This window comes from Thiospirochaeta perfilievii, from assembly GCF_008329945.1.
In the GTDB taxonomy this organism is placed as follows: Bacteria; Spirochaetota; Spirochaetia; order DSM-2461; family DSM-2461; genus Thiospirochaeta; species Thiospirochaeta perfilievii.
In genome coordinates this window covers 2,231,254-2,248,170 of the sequence record NZ_CP035807.1, presented here as the reverse complement: position 1 = coordinate 2,248,170, position 16,917 = coordinate 2,231,254, and the positions used below count along the sequence as shown (strand labels likewise).

At 35.8% G+C, this 16,917-nt stretch carries 13 protein-coding genes; all 13 read right to left on the bottom strand.

Going from position 1 to position 16,917, the window contains the following annotated elements:
• Positions 1-2 precede the first annotated feature (2 nt).
• The 13 genes from EW093_RS10295 to hydG all read right to left on the bottom strand — a co-directional run bounded on the left by EW093_RS10295 (position 3) and on the right by hydG (position 16,832).
• Positions 3-1,508: a 4Fe-4S binding protein gene (locus EW093_RS10295; RefSeq protein WP_149568324.1), complete on the bottom strand. Its 1,506-nt coding sequence runs from the start codon at positions 1,506-1,508 to the stop codon at positions 3-5.
• A gap of 101 nt (positions 1,509-1,609) precedes the next feature.
• Positions 1,610-1,792 carry a hypothetical protein gene (locus EW093_RS10290; protein WP_149568323.1) on the bottom strand — a complete coding sequence of 61 codons (183 nt, stop codon included), beginning with the start codon at positions 1,790-1,792 and terminating at the stop codon, positions 1,610-1,612.
• 94 nt (positions 1,793-1,886) lie between these two features.
• Positions 1,887-4,391, bottom strand: coding sequence for a glycoside hydrolase family 94 protein (locus EW093_RS10285; protein WP_149568322.1), 2,505 nt, complete (start codon positions 4,389-4,391; stop codon positions 1,887-1,889).
• A gap of 103 nt (positions 4,392-4,494) precedes the next feature.
• The gene (lepB, locus tag EW093_RS10280; protein ID WP_149568321.1) at positions 4,495-6,471 is read right to left on the bottom strand and encodes a signal peptidase I; all 1,977 of its coding nucleotides are present in this window, start codon (positions 6,469-6,471) and stop codon (positions 4,495-4,497) included.
• 61 nt (positions 6,472-6,532) lie between these two features.
• Entirely contained in the window at positions 6,533-8,443 is a 1,911-nt protein-coding gene (locus EW093_RS10275) for a RecQ family ATP-dependent DNA helicase (RefSeq protein ID WP_149568320.1), read from the bottom strand.
• Between the two features lie 73 nt (positions 8,444-8,516).
• On the bottom strand, positions 8,517-10,340 hold the full coding sequence (gene glmS, locus EW093_RS10270; protein ID WP_149568319.1) for a glutamine--fructose-6-phosphate transaminase (isomerizing): 1,824 nt from the start codon (positions 10,338-10,340) through the stop codon (positions 8,517-8,519).
• A gap of 15 nt (positions 10,341-10,355) precedes the next feature.
• The gene (locus EW093_RS10265) at positions 10,356-10,628 is read right to left on the bottom strand and encodes a hypothetical protein (protein ID WP_149568318.1); all 273 of its coding nucleotides are present in this window, start codon (positions 10,626-10,628) and stop codon (positions 10,356-10,358) included.
• 229 nt (positions 10,629-10,857) lie between these two features.
• The gene (locus tag EW093_RS10260) at positions 10,858-11,880 is read right to left on the bottom strand and encodes a LacI family DNA-binding transcriptional regulator (protein WP_187759673.1); all 1,023 of its coding nucleotides are present in this window, start codon (positions 11,878-11,880) and stop codon (positions 10,858-10,860) included.
• Positions 11,881-11,953: 73 nt separating this feature from the next.
• On the bottom strand, positions 11,954-13,138 hold the full coding sequence (gene hydF, locus EW093_RS10255) for a [FeFe] hydrogenase H-cluster maturation GTPase HydF (protein ID WP_149568316.1): 1,185 nt from the start codon (positions 13,136-13,138) through the stop codon (positions 11,954-11,956).
• Complete coding sequence (locus tag EW093_RS10250) at positions 13,135-14,199, bottom strand: lyase family protein (protein ID WP_187759672.1); 1,065 nt, start codon at positions 14,197-14,199, stop codon at positions 13,135-13,137. The genes hydF and EW093_RS10250 overlap by 4 nt, the downstream gene beginning before the upstream one ends.
• A gap of 8 nt (positions 14,200-14,207) precedes the next feature.
• Positions 14,208-14,459, bottom strand: coding sequence for a hypothetical protein (locus EW093_RS10245; RefSeq protein ID WP_149568314.1), 252 nt, complete (start codon positions 14,457-14,459; stop codon positions 14,208-14,210).
• Entirely contained in the window at positions 14,452-15,468 is a 1,017-nt protein-coding gene (gene hydE / locus EW093_RS10240; RefSeq protein ID WP_149568313.1) for a [FeFe] hydrogenase H-cluster radical SAM maturase HydE, read from the bottom strand. The genes EW093_RS10245 and hydE overlap by 8 nt, the downstream gene beginning before the upstream one ends.
• Positions 15,465-16,832, bottom strand: a complete 1,368-nt coding sequence (gene hydG / locus EW093_RS10235) for a [FeFe] hydrogenase H-cluster radical SAM maturase HydG (protein ID WP_149568312.1) — start codon at positions 16,830-16,832, stop codon at positions 15,465-15,467. The genes hydE and hydG overlap by 4 nt, the downstream gene beginning before the upstream one ends.
• Positions 16,833-16,917 lie beyond the last annotated feature (85 nt).

Here is a 16,917-nt window from a genome sequence, read left to right as displayed (position 1 = left end):
TACTATAGATATCCCTCAAGCTCACTCTTAATTAAGCTAAATTCCTTTTGGATCTCTATAGAATAGTCCCTTATTGTCATATTTAAATTGTCTGGGATACTTCCTATAATTTTAATTAAGTCATCTTCTGAAACCCCTTGGTCTATAACTTCTTTAAAGGTAGTTTTTCCCTTAATTTCAAAGATATCAGTAGACTCATCCTGATGCTCAATTAAGCTATCGTTGGTCATTATAGGTAGATCTACAAGAATAGAATTAAGATACTCTTTTTTATCACTGGAAATAATATCTTTTAAAACCGAGTTAGCTGGTCTTAATAAAACAGTATCCTCTTCCGGTGTATATGGAAGGCCTCTATATAGAGCGACAAAAAGTCTTACAGCATCTGTTCCAATTTCAATATCATCTTCAAAAATATATCTCCCCTCTAACTCTTTAATCATAAAGCTTTCAGGATTTTTAATATCTAAAAGAGCAAAAGCTCTAACTATATCATCAACAGGAACATCAAAAGCATTTTTAACATCCTCTAAAGTGTAGGAGCCCCTAATATCTGCTGGATTATTAATACCTTCAAACTCTCCTGAGCTAAACTTAACTGGAATCTTACTACTCTCTGTTTTCCATAAATTTAATGCCATTGATCCACCAATACCAATTATGAATAGAGAAACTGTTATTATAGCTACGTTTTTATAACTTAAGACCCTCTTCCCAATTGAGAATGTCATTGTATCAGCCTTTGGGCAATTTGCTTCAGAGGTACACTCCATACAGGAAATACACTGATGATCTTTTGAAACATCTATATTTGATAATGGGATATTCATAGGACATTTTTTGTCACAGACAGAACAACTAATACACGTAGAGGCTTCCCTTTTAATCTTAGCAGGTCTAAATAGATTAGTAATTCCCAGTAGGGCTCCATAGGGACAGGCATACTTACAAAAAGGCCTCTCTACAAATAGTGATAATATGACAACAACTAATAGTGCAATATATGCTGTTATAGCTACTTCATCTGACCATATATTAAAAAGAGCGTAGTATGGGTCAATATTCGCAAAAAGTAACTCCACAGATTGGGCTGTTTTTACCAAAACTAAAATAAGTATAAAGTAACGGATAAAACGTAGATATTTATCAACTTTGTATGGAATAAAAGTATTAAATCTTTTTTTAAAAACCTTTCTTCCTATTTTTGATACCCACTCTTGGAATGTTCCAAAAGGACATATCCATCCACAAAAAACAGGTCCTAAAACTATAGCAAGACCAAAAACTATGAACATTAATATAAATGATGACTCATGAACCTTCTTTACGTAACTACCGGAAACAAAGTACTCATAGATTGAAACAACACCACCAAAGGGACATACAGCATGTAAAGATGCTGACGATATAAGAGGAATAGATACTCCTGATTCCTCTAAACCATGCCCAATAGATGTTAACAAGATCAGAACAAAAAAGAGTATCTGTATTATTTTTCTTAACTTCATAATTTACCTTCCTACAAATAAATATTTAGTTATAATTATCTATAATTCAAGTAAATTATCTCTCTCTATATAGTAAAGATTCCGTAAAGAGTTTGTCCCACCTATAAAGAGTAACTATCCGAGGTCTTGTATGACTGATAATAATATACCTCATAACACCATTTTTTAAATTCTAAAGCTTCTCGTCTAGAAACCTTGTATTTTTTTGAGAACCTCATTACTGATAGCTCTTGTTTAAACATATTCAGAGCTACTTTAAATTTGCTAATACTTCTTTTTAACATAATCTAACTCCTTAAGTTTTTATTATCGGTATAAGAAAAGATAAAAATCACATATTTATATAAAAACCGGAGAAAAATCTCCGGCCTGCTTTTATTACCCTAATGTAACAACAACACTATGCTCTTTTTTATCAGCAAAGGCTGGAATAACATCCCCAGGAATCTCATTCCCATCAACTACTAATTTTTTAACTCCAGTACATACTCCATTTGGGTTTTCTACTTTAATTTGGTAGGTAGCATCTCTAAACTCTCTCTGAACAGAGAATCCATCCCATGATCCTGGAATACAAGGCTCAATCTTTAATCCATCATACTGGGGCTTAACCCCTAAAATACCCTGACTAACAGATACAAAAGTCCAAGCTGCTGTTCCTGTTAACCAAGAGTTTTTAGCCTCACCAAAGCAAGAGGCATCCTTTCCAGCTAACATCTGAGCATATACATATGGCTCTGACCTATATGTTTCAATCTGATTCTGTTTAGCACTTGGACAAATTGATAAGTAGTATTCCAGAGCCCTATCTCCGTCACCCATTAGACACCAAGCAAGATGAATCCATGTATTATTATGACAGAAGATACCAGCATTCTCCTTAACTCCTGGTGGATATGATGTAACCTCACCTAGATTTAAGTTATATGTAGAGTAAGCTGGTTGTTGTAAAACAATACCGTTTTTTGTGTACAGATGTTGGTGAACACTCTCTAATGCTTCTTTAGCCCTACCGGCATATTTTCCAGTTGCTCCAGCTCCACCTAAAACACACCATCCCTGACTCTCGATATAAATTTTACCCTCTTCATTATCTTTAGATCCAACAGGGTTTCCTGCAGCATCAAAGGCCCTTGTATACCACTGACCATCCCACGCCTTTGTTTCAACAGTTTCTAACATCTCATTATAGTCTGCCATTATTCTCTTAGCATCCTCATCCCGTTTCATAAAGGAGTAAAGGTCGGCAAACTCTTTAGCTGCATACAAGAATAGACCAGCAATTTGTACCGATTCAGCTTTTGATCCATCAACATCACCTGCTAATTGGAAGCTCTCATTAGGCTCTGTAGAGAAACAATTTAAGTTTAGACAGTCGTTCCAGTCAGCATGTCCTATTAATGGAAGACCATTAGGTCCCCTTTTTTTCATTGTATATGATATAGAAGTTTCAAGGTGGTGTAACAGAGTCTCTGCATTTATCTTTCTAGGCTCTCCATCTTCTCCAAGCTCTCCAATTTTATACTCTTTATCTGCATATCCAACTGGTTCATCTAATATAGTTAGATCCCCTGTCTCTTTAATATAGGCTGCTGTGGATAGAACTAACCATAGGTGATCATCGTAGAAATCCCCACCGATCTCAGCATTTCCCTCTTTTGTTAAGGGTTGATACTGATGAAAACATGTACCATCTGATAATTGTGTCGCAGCAATATCAAGGATTCTTCTTCTTCCTTTAGAAGGTACAAGATGAATAAAACCTAGTAGGTCCTGATTAGAATCCCTAAAACCCATACCTCGCCCAATACCTACCTCAAACATTGAAGCAGATCGACTCATGTTAAATGTAGCCATACACTGATACTGATTCCAAACATTAACCATTCTAGATGCATGCTCGTTAGGAGTATCTACTTGAAACTTATTTAAAAGGTCATCCCATGTATTAGCTAGGGTTTTTATAGCTTCATCAACAGCTCCTGGCTTAGACCATTTTTCAATAATAGCCTTTCCTTTACTCTTATTCATCACCATTGGAGAGTCAAATTTAGGCTCATCTCCCTGCTCTACATAGGCTAGAATATATGAGTATTCAACACTCTCCCCAGGGGATAAATCAAAATCATGTTGTAAAGATGCGATTGGATTCCAACCAAAAACCTTAGAGTTTGTACACTTTCCGGAAAATGGAACCTTAGCCTCATGAAGACCTTCATGAACCCCAACAAATGCATCCCGGCTTGTATCAAAACCTGCAATATCCCTAGTTGATGCAAACAGAGTGTAGTGATCTCTCCTCTCTCTATACTCTGTTTTATGGTAAACAGCATTTCCTTCAACTTCAACTTCACCAATTGATAGGGTTCTTTGTAAATTATTCATATCATTAGCTGCATCAAAAAATGCAAACTCTTGATAGGAGAAGATAGATGGAGACTTCCTAACATTAGAGTTATTTGTTACTTTTACCTTCCAAATCTCTAAATTCTCTTTAACTGGAACAAAGTATGTAGTCTCTACTTCAAGGCCATCTTTCTCTCCTGTAATCCTAGAATACCCCATTCCATGCCGGCACTCATAACTAACATCACTAGCTTTAACTGGTTTCCACCCAGGATTCCATACTGAACCATTATCATTAATATATAGATACCTTCCACCTAGATCGTAGGGTACGTTGTTATATCTATATCGGGTTAACCTTCTAAGTTTTGCATCTTTCCAAAATGTATAACCACCTGCTGTGTTAGTGCAAAGTCCAAAATAGTCATCCTGTCCTAGGTAGTTTAACCAAGGTAGTGGTGTATCTGGTCTTGTTATTACATACTCTCTATTTTTATCGTCAAAAAAGCCATAATCACTCTTTTCTTGAATACTCATGTATCCTCCCCACAATATTTTATTTTATACGTCTATAATGAGGGAATAAGTTTCCATCGTCAACTAATATTTTAATAAAAAGTTGAAATTAATCAACTTTTGCTTAAAAAATCTTAGCGTGACTTAATGGCCATAGAATTAAACGCACTTTACCATGGATATAGTAGTCGCTTATAGTGTGGGGTTCCCAGCTTACAGTTAGGGACTCTGTTAACTCTCCACCATTAGGATTAAGTGGTATACTATAATCAACATCCCCCATCCTACTATCTAAAGAGTTATATCTATTATCACCAAGTAGAAAGTACTCTCCCTTAGGAATATAACTATTTTTATCAGCTGGGAATTCAGGAAGATTTCCTGCACCATAAAATGAGACAGGTTCTACTCTTGATTTTAACTGTAGACCTGTTGTGTATAGAGAGAGATATTTAATATCATTTAATAACTCTTTATCAATTGAAAACTCTCCAGTTGATAGGATTTTGTTATATAATTTCAAAGAGTTTAACTTAATAATACCATCTAATTTAGTTACAAACTCTTGGTATGGAGAGGCATCATCTGGAAAAGATAGATTAATCTTTAGTTCATCATTTAATAATTTTCTATCCATCTGAATAATCTCTTTAAGATCATTAATCTTATCAAAGAGTATAAATGTATTGTAATTCTCTAAACTGTTAGAGAAGTTCTCTACAATATCATTTTTACTTCTATCGGATATATTTAACCTATTAACCTGCATCATTCCTAGATAAGAATCTTCTAAATGCTCAACAACATCGATAACACTACTTGCACTTCTTCTATTATAAGACATAAGAGTATTTAGAAATGATATGGTATCTATCTTATCCAAATTATATAGTAGGTTTGTCTTTTCTATTTTAAGCTCTCTATTAAGTTCATCTAGGTTGGAATCTAATGCTAGTTTTGCCCCTAGATCTAAACTCTCTCTAAGTGCTGGATTTATAATCTGTGCTCCACTATTGGGGTTATTTAAGGAGAAAAGGTCATTATGTCCCCACTCCTTCTCATTTGGAAGTTCGGACATTAAAACCCAGTCACTATCAGCTCTCTTTTTATAAACCTTATCATTAACCATACACAGCTTCTCTCCAGGGACACCTATTACCCTTTTTACCAGCTGCCTGGCCTTTGGATAACCATCATCCCCTGCATCTATATCTAACTTGGAAAATGAGAGCATATAAACAAAGGGTTGAAAAATTCGAGTAAAGACATTTTTATAGTGTAGTTCAGAATTAGGATCATCAACTTTTGGGTTATTAAAAGTTACTATATCACCAGCCTTAGGGGAACCAATTTCAGGGAATTTATACCTTGTTAAAGGAAGTCCTGGTCCACTAAAAAGCTTACTAGCAACAACTCTATCCTTCTCTAAAAATTCAGGAACCATAGAGGAAGATGGAATTTGGTATAGTTGAAAAAGCGTATTATTTATGATTAAAACCCATAAAATTGCCCACATTAGGGGGTCAAAAACTTCAAACCATAAATTCTGTAAAAAAGTTCTCTGCTTTCTTAGGCTTCGCTGATGCTCTTTCTTAAGCTTTTTATCCTTTTTTCTCTTCTTCTCATTTTCTATATCAACCTGTTTAAAATACCCAGAGGCTAACTTTACAACAGAACTCCTTAATAATATATAAAGAGAGAGTGGACAAAGGGTTGAGAGTATTACAAAAACAGTAAACAGTGTTGATGTGGCACCACTATTTTGAAAATCTAAAACAACTGCAGGAACCATATAGGCAACATAGGTTAAGGATATGGCATACCCTATAAAATTTAACCAATGACTATACTCTAGCTTACTAAGTTCTCTTTTAATATAAAAAACCTTTATAAGATGTATTGAGAAAATAGGAATTAGAAACCTAGCAACAATAGAAACTAGAACAAATGGATCTAAAATAATACTAAAGTTAATAGTAAATAGTGAGATAAAAGAGAATACTACCCATAGTACCATTGGAATAAGGGGAATAAAAAACCACTTATTATTACCACCATCCTGGGGTCTTAAAACCTGCTCTATACTTCTCTTTATATCCAATGATTCGTCCTCTCTAATAATAAATAATTACAGTTTAACCATTTGATCCATCACCTGCAAGTTATTTATTTGTAATAATTCCTAGAACGTCCTTATATGGATACTTCTCTAAACTTGAAAAACCATACATTGATCTAGCTTTAATTTTAGTAAATAGTGGCATAGAAATCCCACATAAAAAGTTTGCTACTATTTGACTACTACCCTTATCCCCAATATTTGAAAGAATCTCGGCACTACTCTTCTGAACCATATCAGATGTTAATGTCTCCAAACTCTCTGCCTTACCCATTACAGCAACTCTGCCACAACAAACCGAGCAATGTCCACACTTGGTTACTCCCCTATCCTCTGCAAAGTAGCTAGAGAGTCTAGATGATAGACATGTCTTTGACTCAAAAAACTCTATCATCTTATTAACCCTTAAAATTTCACTACTCTCCTTCTTTTTAAAGAGATTAAATAACTCTAAGCTAAGATTTTCAACACTATATGAGTTGTCAATTATTTTATAGACCTCTACAGCCTGCTTAGATTCTAGTTGAATAAAGCCCTTAGAATCCAAATACTCAAGGGCATTTATAGCCTTAGACCGATCCCCATTGGTTTCTATAAGGAAGTCTTCTAACCTTAAATCTATCCAAGTTCTTTTTTTATTACTATAGCTAAATAGGGACTTTAAATAGTTCTGTCTATTGTTATCAAAATTACTAAAAATCTCACTACTGGTTTTTTCTGTTTTAAAACGGTACTGGGAAAAGTAGCTATATGATGAAGTAATAATCCCCCTAATCTCTAAGTAGACAATGAGAGTTTTTAGAGGAAGGGCTCTTATATTGACCTTATTTGACAGGGACAATATTTTTACCTCCCATATATCATTTGACGATTGAATATCCTCTAATAGTTGTTTTATAGAGTCTAAACCAGGTGTATCACCATATATAAAGTTCTCTAACACTGTAATTCCACTTCTATTTGCAAATACCTCACAAACAGAATCCCTACCATCTCTTCCAGCCCGTCCAATCTCTTGGCTATAATTCTCTATGGATTTTGGCAGGTCATAGTGTATAACCCGTCTAATATCGCTTTTATCAATACCCATTCCAAAGGCTATAGTGGCAACTATACAGTTTACATGTCCATCCATAAAATCGTTCTGAATTTGGGTTCGTTCTTCACTTTTTAATCCAGCGTGATATGATAGTGCTAAAACACCCCTCTCTTGTAAGTAACTAGCTACAGAATCCGCACTTTTTTGAAGGGTAACATATACAATTGTTGGTACGTTCTCTTCAGCTAATCTATTAAGAAGCAGTTCATTTTTTTTATCACTATCAACTGGTGTTACCTCTAAATGAAGATTTGATCTATAAAAACCTGTTCTAACTAGGTTTTCTTTCTTAATATTAAGTTTTTTACACATATCAATGGCTACATTTTCTGTAGCAGTTGCAGTAAGAAGTAGTACCTGTGGAATATTAAACTCAGCTACATACTTAGGTAGTTTTAGATACTCTGGTCTAAAATTGTGTCCCCATTCAGATATACAGTGGGCCTCATCTACTACTAATAGAGAGATATCCATTCTAAATAAGTAGTTTCTAAATCTCTCATTTTTAAACCTTTCAACGGATATCATTAATACCTTAATGCTATTATTTATAGCTTTATTAAGTGTCTCCTGATACTGGTCTCTAGTTAGGGTAGAATCTAATACTGCTGATGGGATTCCATTTTTCTGTAGAAATTTTAGTTGATCATGCATTAAAGAAATAAGAGGTGATACAACTAGCGTTAGGCCTTTAAATTGTGTGGCAGGTAGTTGGTAACATAGGGACTTTCCAGCTCCTGTAGGAAAAATAGCGGCTACAGATCTACCATCTAAAACCCTCTCTACAACCTCTTCTTGACCATCCCTAAAATTGTCAAAACCAAACTTATCTTTTAAAACACTTTTTATATCCATGAACTCATTTTAGATTACATTTTATAAATAAAAAACCCGGCACTATACACCGGGCTATTAAAATAATATAGAACTACTCTACTGTTACACTTTTAGCAAGGTTTCTTGGTTGGTCAATATCCCGACCTAGGGCCAGGGAGATGTAGTAGGAGAAAAACTGCATTGGGATAATTGTAACTAATGGAGATAATAACTCATCAACCTCAGGGACCTTAATATAGTCATCAGCAAGCTCTTTTAATCTCTCATCCGAGGAGGTAGTAACAATTATAGCCTTACCATCTCTAGCCTTAACCTCTATAATATTTCCTATCATCTTTTCAAAATATTCACCTTCGGTTATTACAAATATCGATGGAGTTTCAGGGCAGATTAGAGCAAGGGGACCATGTTTTAAACCACCAGCGGAGAAACCTTCCGCGTGGAGATAACTAACCTCTTTTACCTTAAGTGCTCCCTCTAGGGCTACTGGATAGTTTGTTCCCCTAGCTAAAAACAGAATGCTATTTGCATCCTTATATTTATATGCAATCTCTTTTACAATTTCGCCACACTTTAAAGCCTCTTCAACCTTCTCTGGCATAGCCATAATCTCTTTTACCAGATCCTTTCCACGGCTTAATGGGACATCCCTCATTCTACCTAGGACAAGGGCAAACATATTTAACAACATAACCTGGTTTGTAAATGCCTTAGTTGATGCAACAGAGACTTCCTGACCTGCATGGATGTACATTCCACCATGGGTTAGTCTTGCCAATGTGGATCCAACACTATTAATTACACCTAGGACTCGACCACCCTTATTCTGTATCTCTTTTACAGCTAAAATAGTATCAGCAGTCTCCCCTGACTGACTTACAGCTATAAAAAGAGTCTCTTTATCAACAATTGGGTTAGAGTATCTTAGCTCTGAAGCATCAAAAACCTGGGTTGGGATTCTTGCTAAAGTTTCTATAACACTTGCACCAATCTGACCAGCGTATAGAGCTGATCCCATAGCAATTATATGTATTCTTTTTATATCAAAAAAATCTCTTTTATCAAGATTTAGGCCACCTAATTTTGCAGTACCAAAATCAGGAAGCAGTCTACCCCCAATAGCACGACGAATAGAGTCCGGTTGCTCATGGATCTCTTTTAAAAAGAAGTGGGGATAGTCACCTTTAAGGTTCTCGGTAGTATCGATTTCTACCTGCTCAACCTTTTTATCAACAATCTTGTTATGCCTATTTATTGTTTTATAGTTTTTAGACGTAAGAACTACCATCTCACCATCATCTAGGTAGATAGCCTGTTTTGAAAGACCTATAAATGCTGAGGCATCGGAACCTAGGAACATCTCTCCCTCTCCTACTCCAACAATTAGAGGACTACCATTTCTTGCACCAATTAATAAATCCGGGTAATCTGCAAATAGAACACCTACACCATAGGTGCCATCTAATCTCTCTAGGGCTTTTTGAACCGCAGAGACAGGATCACCGTTTAAATAATAGTGAATTAAGTGAACTAACACCTCAGAGTCTGTATCACTATCAAAAGTATACCCCTTCTTTATTAGCTCATCTTTTAGTGATACATAGTTATCGATTATACCGTTATGTACTAAGGATATTTTCCCACAGTTTGATACGTGGGGGTGGGCATTTTCATCGGTTACCTTACCATGGGTTGCCCACCTGGTATGACCAATACCAACCTTGGCTCTATTTTTTTCAGGGACTATAGACTCTAGGTTCACTAACTTACCTATTTTTTTAAATGTCTTAATACTACTAGCATTTAATACGCTAATACCCGACGAATCATAACCCCTATATTCTAGCTGTTTTAAACCCTGCATTAATACAGAGACAGCCTGCCTTGGTCCGATATAACCGACAATTCCACACATTTTGTTCTCCTATTTTTAGCCATAGATTGCTCTACGAATCTGCCTAACCGAAAGGTCAGGACCAAGAAAACGATGGGTTCTTATCTCCTTTTGAAGTATATCATAAATTACAACATTTTTTTTGCCCTCTTTCTGTAGGGACGTATGCCGTTTTTGTATGTAGTCCTCTACAGATGAGTCAAAGGCTCCAGTTAAGTCGTCTAATAGTCTGTATAGGTCATTTTCTCCTAAAGAGTATGACGACAAAAGATACTTTTCAAATTCTTCATCAAGTCTGATATCGCTCAATCGTTTTCTCCTAATAATATGAACACAATATTCTCTTTTTTCTACTAAAATTAAGAAAAAAGTTTAAAATCAACCAAATTTGACTATAATTTGCCCGAATTCGGGCAAGAAATCAAGTCTTTTTTAATTTGGAAACTTAAAATTTATCAATCTAGAGAAATATTAGCACGGCTTTTTAAATCCTGCAAGCGTTTGCATCAATAATTTAAAAAAAATACAAACGTTTGTATTACGATGAAGTTCTTAGAACAATTGAGGGTAAAAGATATCGACACTCAGGCTTAAGGTTTATAGGAGAGTTGATTCGTTGGATAATCCTTTTACAAGCTAGCTCTGCAAGCTCTTTTCTAGGCTGATGAATAGAGGATAGGCTAGGTATTACAGTTTGACACATAGGGACATCATCGTATCCAATAACCTTTATATCCCCAGGAATATCAATCCCCCTCTCCCTCGCAGCTGTTAAAAACCCAAAGGCTTGAATGTCAGCTTGGAAAAATATCCCATCAACCTGTTTAATTATTTTAGGTATTGAATTAAATAGATTATAACCACTTAAGTAGGCACACTCTACAGAGACAACAAGCTCCTTATTAAAGGGTAGATCACTATCCTCAAGAGCTTTTTTATACCCTAAAACCCTTTGAGAGTACTCTTTAGACTCCTCTGCAAAGGGCAAAACAGTTAAAATACTTCTACAGCCTAGGCTAATTAGGTGGTTTGTGGCCATCTGGCCCCCCATAAAGTTATCAGAATAGAAGGAGTCAAAACGGACACTAATGTCATTTCTTGGAACCATATGTAGTTGAACAATTGGAAGGCCTGCGGCTTGAATAGTTTTATAATCATCATTTGTAATTGAGTCATGGACTATTAAAAAACCATCGACCTTTTTTTTATGAACAATTCGTTTTATATTACTTGCCCCAGTATTAACATCGTATCCTGTTAGCAGTATCGTATCCATATCCATCTGCTCCAAGATATACCTAACCTCAAGAAAGAGTTGATTTATATATAGGGAGACTTCAAAACCATTTATATGGGCATCGTAAACCAGGGCTATATTTCCAGTAATCTTACTACTTAGACTTCTAGCCCCTGCATTAAATTCAAAGTTAAGGGATTTTGCTATATCCTGTATTTTATCCATTGTCCCCTTTTTTACCCGTGGATTATTATTTAATGCCCTAGAGACTGTGGAAATACTTACTCCTGCAAGTTTAGCTATATCTTTTATTGTTGCGCTCATTAACATAAATAATAGATTCAATAAAAGTATATAACAACTATATATAAATAATTACCCGTTATAGGGTAGGATTCTACTGTAAAGGCTCTATAGCCCTTGGGAAAACACCATTAACCCATCCTAAAAATAACCCATAGTTTGTTATATAAGTGTTATTTCTCTTAAAAATGCTCATTCTGTCCAACATAACATTTGATGTAATCATACATCCACCACAGTGGATTACTAAATAGTACTCCTTTAACTCCTGATCCGTAGGCATTTTTCTGGTAAAATCAAATACAACATCCTCTCTAACTAACTGCTTAAATAGTCTAGGAATTTTTACTGTCCCAATATCATCGGCCTGTCTATGATGAGCACATGACTCCATAACTAAAATCTTTGCGTTTTTAGGGGTATCTTTTATAACATTTACCCCCTCGATAAATAGGTCTAAATCCCCTTTTTTCCTTGCAAAAAGGATGGAGAAGGATGTTAAAGGTTGATCTTCTGGAAGATCTGCAGCAACTTGAGCAAAAGCTTGACTATCAGTAATTACGAGCTTTGGTTTTATCCCTAGATTGTCGTAAAACTGTTTTAACTCCCTCTCTTTTACAACTAGGGTGGCACAATCCCTATCCAGGAGATCCCTTATAGTTTCTACTTGGGGCATAATTAACCTACCCTTTGGTGCTGCTAAGTCTATAGGTGTAACAAGAATTACAAAGTCTCCCTCGTTTACTAGTCCCTCTACAGGGGTAATTTCGTGGTTTAAAGCCACTTTTAAACTACTTAGCCTATCTCTAACCTTTTTAAGGCCAAAACTTGTTATATTATTAATCTCAATAGGGTTGTAGTCGGAAGCCCAGTTTAATTTATCCTCATTCTTATCTAGATCCACACAGGTTAATAAAAACAAGAATGGCTTTTTTAAAGCAACTAACTGGTTTAATATACTCTTTTCTTCCTTAGTAGATGGGATATCAGCTCTTGTTACAAATAGGGCTATATCACAGGTTTTAACCCGCTGGAGACTCTTCTCTTTCCTTTTAAGACCAAGTTCACCAAACTCATCTAATCCTGCGGTATCAATTACAGCACAGGGTCCTAAATTACCAAGTTCAATTTTTCTAGTAACAGGATCTGTGGTTGTCCCTGGGGTATCTGAAACAATAGAAACTCCTCTCTCAAAAAGGTTATTCATTATAGAACTCTTACCCGCGTTTCTTAATCCTGTAATAACTACTCTTTTAGATTCTGCAAGGGCTGTACTCATATATTCTCCTTTAGGAATGATGTAAAACCTCCAGGTTTTAGATACTCGTCTAAAAACTCCATGGTTAAGTCGCAGTTATTTACTATTACAACTTTTAACTCTTCAATATCTTTAACTTTTACATCCTTTAAAATCTCCCCAATGTTTTTAAGGGTAGTATAGTCACAATAGGGTCTTAAACTATTTACCATAGCATTGGAGTTTATTAAGTTATTGTTTATTACTTCTTTATCAACCTTAAGGTTTGCTATAAATAACATTAGGCTATCCATTGCTTTTATTAAAGATTTAAAAATAGATATCTCAGCGTCTAAAATAAAGGGTAAAAATGGGTTTAATTGAAGCTGACCATTCCTGGAATACTCACCGATTTTTCTAGATTCTAGGCTTATATCGATAGCTAAGCCCTTTACAAACTCTAATAAAACAGGATTTGTTTTTATAGGCATAATTGTTGACCCATACTGTAAATTAGGGTGAATAAACTCCCCTCTAGAGACATAATATGTAAAGTCGGAGGCCATTTTAAAAAGGGTATTAGAAAGAACATCATACACGGCTCCAGCTTCTACAAACTTATCACACATGGAGATATCAGAAACGAGGTTTTGACTCCGAGGTAGGGATAGTCCGGTTATAGCCCTAAGATGTTTCTCTGCAGAAAAAAGATATTTAGATGGGGCTCCAAAACAGGTGCCCATAGCTGTTCCACCTAAAACTGAAGGTCTAACCCTCTCTTTTATCTTATTAAATCTCCATCTGTCCCTCTCTATAGCCCCGGCATAGGACGAAAATACCTGGCCAAGGGTTATTGGAAGGGCACTAACCATCTCTGTTCGACCTGTTATTAGTAGGCTTGAATAAAAAGTCTCTTTTTCAACTAAAATCTCCTGGAGTTCAATAACCATCTTCTCTATACTCTCAAGGTGGCGTAGAAATACTACGGTTACAGCTGTATTAAAAGTATCATTTGTTGACTGAAACTTATTTATATCCTCTAAATACTCAACATAATCTCCACCTAACTCTTTATTAACTAAAAAAGTTATAACTTCATTCATATTCATATTTAAACTAGTTCCTGCCCCCCCTGTTTTAATGGAAGTTTAAATAGATGGTTAAACTCCCCACCTATCACTCTATCTAAAACTTCAATTACCTTCTTAAAAATTTCTATTCCCAGAGATGGGTCTACATCGTTTACAGCTAATAGTGCACTTTTTTTTACCTGGGCGTAGGCTTTAACTAAGCAGGGTGGGGTTACCCCCTCCCCCCAGTTATGTATAGCATTAGCCGTCTGTTCCCCTATAAAATCAGGCATAACTTATGCCCATTAATCTTAGGGCATCAGCCCTTGAGAAATCGATCTTCCTTCCAACACTTTTTACCCTCATTCCCATACAACCGATACATTGGGAACCTGTTTCATCTAAACAGATTTTACCAGGATATAGTAGGTAGTCCTTTTTTACGCTAACAGGAGTAAGGTTGGGCATTAATACATTTGCCCCAGCCCTTATCATATCCTCCCTACCTGTAGGTTTTAGAGAACCTGCTGCAGTAGTAGCAGGTATATGTGCCTTAGGAAGAAGAAGCCTTAATAGAGCAGTACCCCTTAATGCGTAGTCAATTGGCTCCTGGGCTGATCCAGCTAATGGAGTCTCATCACTTGGGATAAAAGGTCCAATACCTACCATATCCAGGTCCAACTCTTTACACAGTAGAGCATTATTAATTCTTGTCTCCTCTGTTTCCCCTGGAAGCCCTGTCATATAACCGGAGCCAACCTGAAGTCCTGCAGACCTAATATCCTCAATGTTTTTAAGCCTCTTTTCTAGGGAAATACCCCTTAATTTAAAGTGTAACTCTGGGTCGCTAGTTTCAAACCTTAAAAGATATCTATCAGCCCCAGCGGATTTCATCATCTTATACTCTTCTAGACTCCTAGAGCCAAAACTTAGGGTTATAGCTGCCTTATGATCTGTGGACTCTTTTATTTTTTTTACAGTATCACATAGAGAGGAAACAGAGATATCCTTATCCTCTCCTCCTTGTAACACAAAGGTTCTAAGCCCTTTATTAAAGCCTTCCAAACAGGTATCCACAATGGTTTTACTATCTAGGCTATACCTTGAAACATTGGTGTTATCCCTTCTAATACCACAATATTCACAGTTTATTACACACTTATTTGTAAACTCTACAAGTCCTCTTAAATAGACACTATCCCCATGAAACTCTGTAGTAACATCCCATGCAGCTTTATATAGCTCTGTAGGATCCTCATTTTTATATAGGGCGATTATCTCTTCCACTGTTCTATCTATCATAAATAGACATCCCTTTTGCCTACATTTATCTCCTGTAGACTTTTTTTAGTCATCTCTTTTATTTCAGGAAAGGGAATCTCTTCGGCTAACTTATCAATTAGTTTTAATCCCTTTTCCTTAACCTCATTAGATGAGAAGTCATGTAGATATTCAGCATAGGATGTAAGTCCATTAGGAACGCAGAACTTTTTAATTAATCCCGGTTTTGCAAGATCCATAAAATCATTTCCAACTCGTCCCTTTCTGTAACACCCTGTACAAAAAGAAGGTATATATCCAGCATCACTCATATTAGAAATAACCTCTTCCAAACTTCTATGATCCCCTAGACTAAACTGGCTATTATCCTCAGAGTCGGAATAACCTCCTGGGCTAGTTTTTGAACCTGCAGATAGTTGGGATACACCGTAATGCATTAACTCTTCCCGTAGCTCTGTAGATTCCCTAGTAGATAGAATTATCCCTGTATATGGCATTGCCATTCTAATAATAGCAACAATTTTTCTAAAATCATCATCACTTACTGGAAATGGAATATTCTCGGTTAATGGTGCACCACTTGCCTTCTCTATTCTTGGAACACTTACTGTGTGGGGGCCACAACCAAATTCCTTTTCTAGGGAACTAGCGTGTTCTAACAGGGCTAAAATCTCAAATTTATAATCTGCTAAACCAAATAAGACTCCAACACCTACATCATCAATTCCAGCTTCCATGGCTCTATGCATTACATTTAAACGGTACTCATAGTTAGCTTTTTTCCCTGTGGGGTGGTACTCTTTATAAAGTTCTGGATCATAAGTCTCTTGAAAACATGTATATGTTCCTATATTTGCGGTTTTAAGTACTTTAAACTCATCAACCTCCATAGGAGCTATCTCAATATTAATTCGTTTAACTTTATGCCCATTATACTCTGCGGAGTATACTGTTTCTATCGCCTCTAAAGTGCTCTCTAAAGGTGTTTTATTAGACTCTCCGCATAAGAGAAGGACTCTTTTGTGCCCCTCTTTAAGTAATAATTCAGTCTCTTTTACTAAGTCATCTTTTGATAGAGATATTCTTTTAAGATCTTTATTTGCAGCTCTAAAACCACAGTAGAGACAGTTATTAGAGCAGTGATTCCCTGTATAAATAGGTGCGAACAGAACCATTCGGTTACCATAGATCTCTTTTTTTACTAAGGCTGCACTCTCTAATAACATTTGAATATGCTCTTTTGATTCAACAGCTAATAGTATAGCTACATCATCTAAATTAAGACCCTTTAACTCTTTTGCTTTATTTAGAACTCTGTTAAGTTCTACTTCGGACACAGTTGTAGTGCGTGCTAATCTCTTTAGCTTTTCTATATCGAGAAACATCTATACTCCTTAACCCTTAGATAATCCTTAGGTTCAGATAATTTTATGAATCCTTGTATGACATCTAGCCAATACTCAGATAAGA

Bases quoted from the DNA above. Each gene is read 5' to 3' on its own strand.
- EW093_RS10295 (WP_149568324.1), bottom strand. From the start codon at position 1,508: ATGAAGTTAAGAAAAATAATACAGATACTCTTTTTTGTTCTGATCTTG.
- EW093_RS10290 (WP_149568323.1), bottom strand. From the start codon at position 1,792: ATGTTAAAAAGAAGTATTAGCAAATTTAAAGTAGCTCTGAATATGTTT.
- EW093_RS10285 (WP_149568322.1), bottom strand. From the start codon at position 4,391: ATGAGTATTCAAGAAAAGAGTGATTATGGCTTTTTTGACGATAAAAAT.
- EW093_RS10275 (WP_149568320.1), bottom strand. From the start codon at position 8,443: ATGGATATAAAAAGTGTTTTAAAAGATAAGTTTGGTTTTGACAATTTT.
- glmS (WP_149568319.1), bottom strand. From the start codon at position 10,340: ATGTGTGGAATTGTCGGTTATATCGGACCAAGGCAGGCTGTCTCTGTA.
- EW093_RS10260 (WP_187759673.1), bottom strand. From the start codon at position 11,880: ATGAGCGCAACAATAAAAGATATAGCTAAACTTGCAGGAGTAAGTATT.
- hydF (WP_149568316.1), bottom strand. From the start codon at position 13,138: ATGAGTACAGCCCTTGCAGAATCTAAAAGAGTAGTTATTACAGGATTA.
- EW093_RS10250 (WP_187759672.1), bottom strand. From the start codon at position 14,199: ATGAATGAAGTTATAACTTTTTTAGTTAATAAAGAGTTAGGTGGAGAT.
- EW093_RS10245 (WP_149568314.1), bottom strand. From the start codon at position 14,459: ATGCCTGATTTTATAGGGGAACAGACGGCTAATGCTATACATAACTGG.
- hydE (WP_149568313.1), bottom strand. From the start codon at position 15,468: ATGATAGATAGAACAGTGGAAGAGATAATCGCCCTATATAAAAATGAG.
- hydG (WP_149568312.1), bottom strand. From the start codon at position 16,832: ATGTTTCTCGATATAGAAAAGCTAAAGAGATTAGCACGCACTACAACT.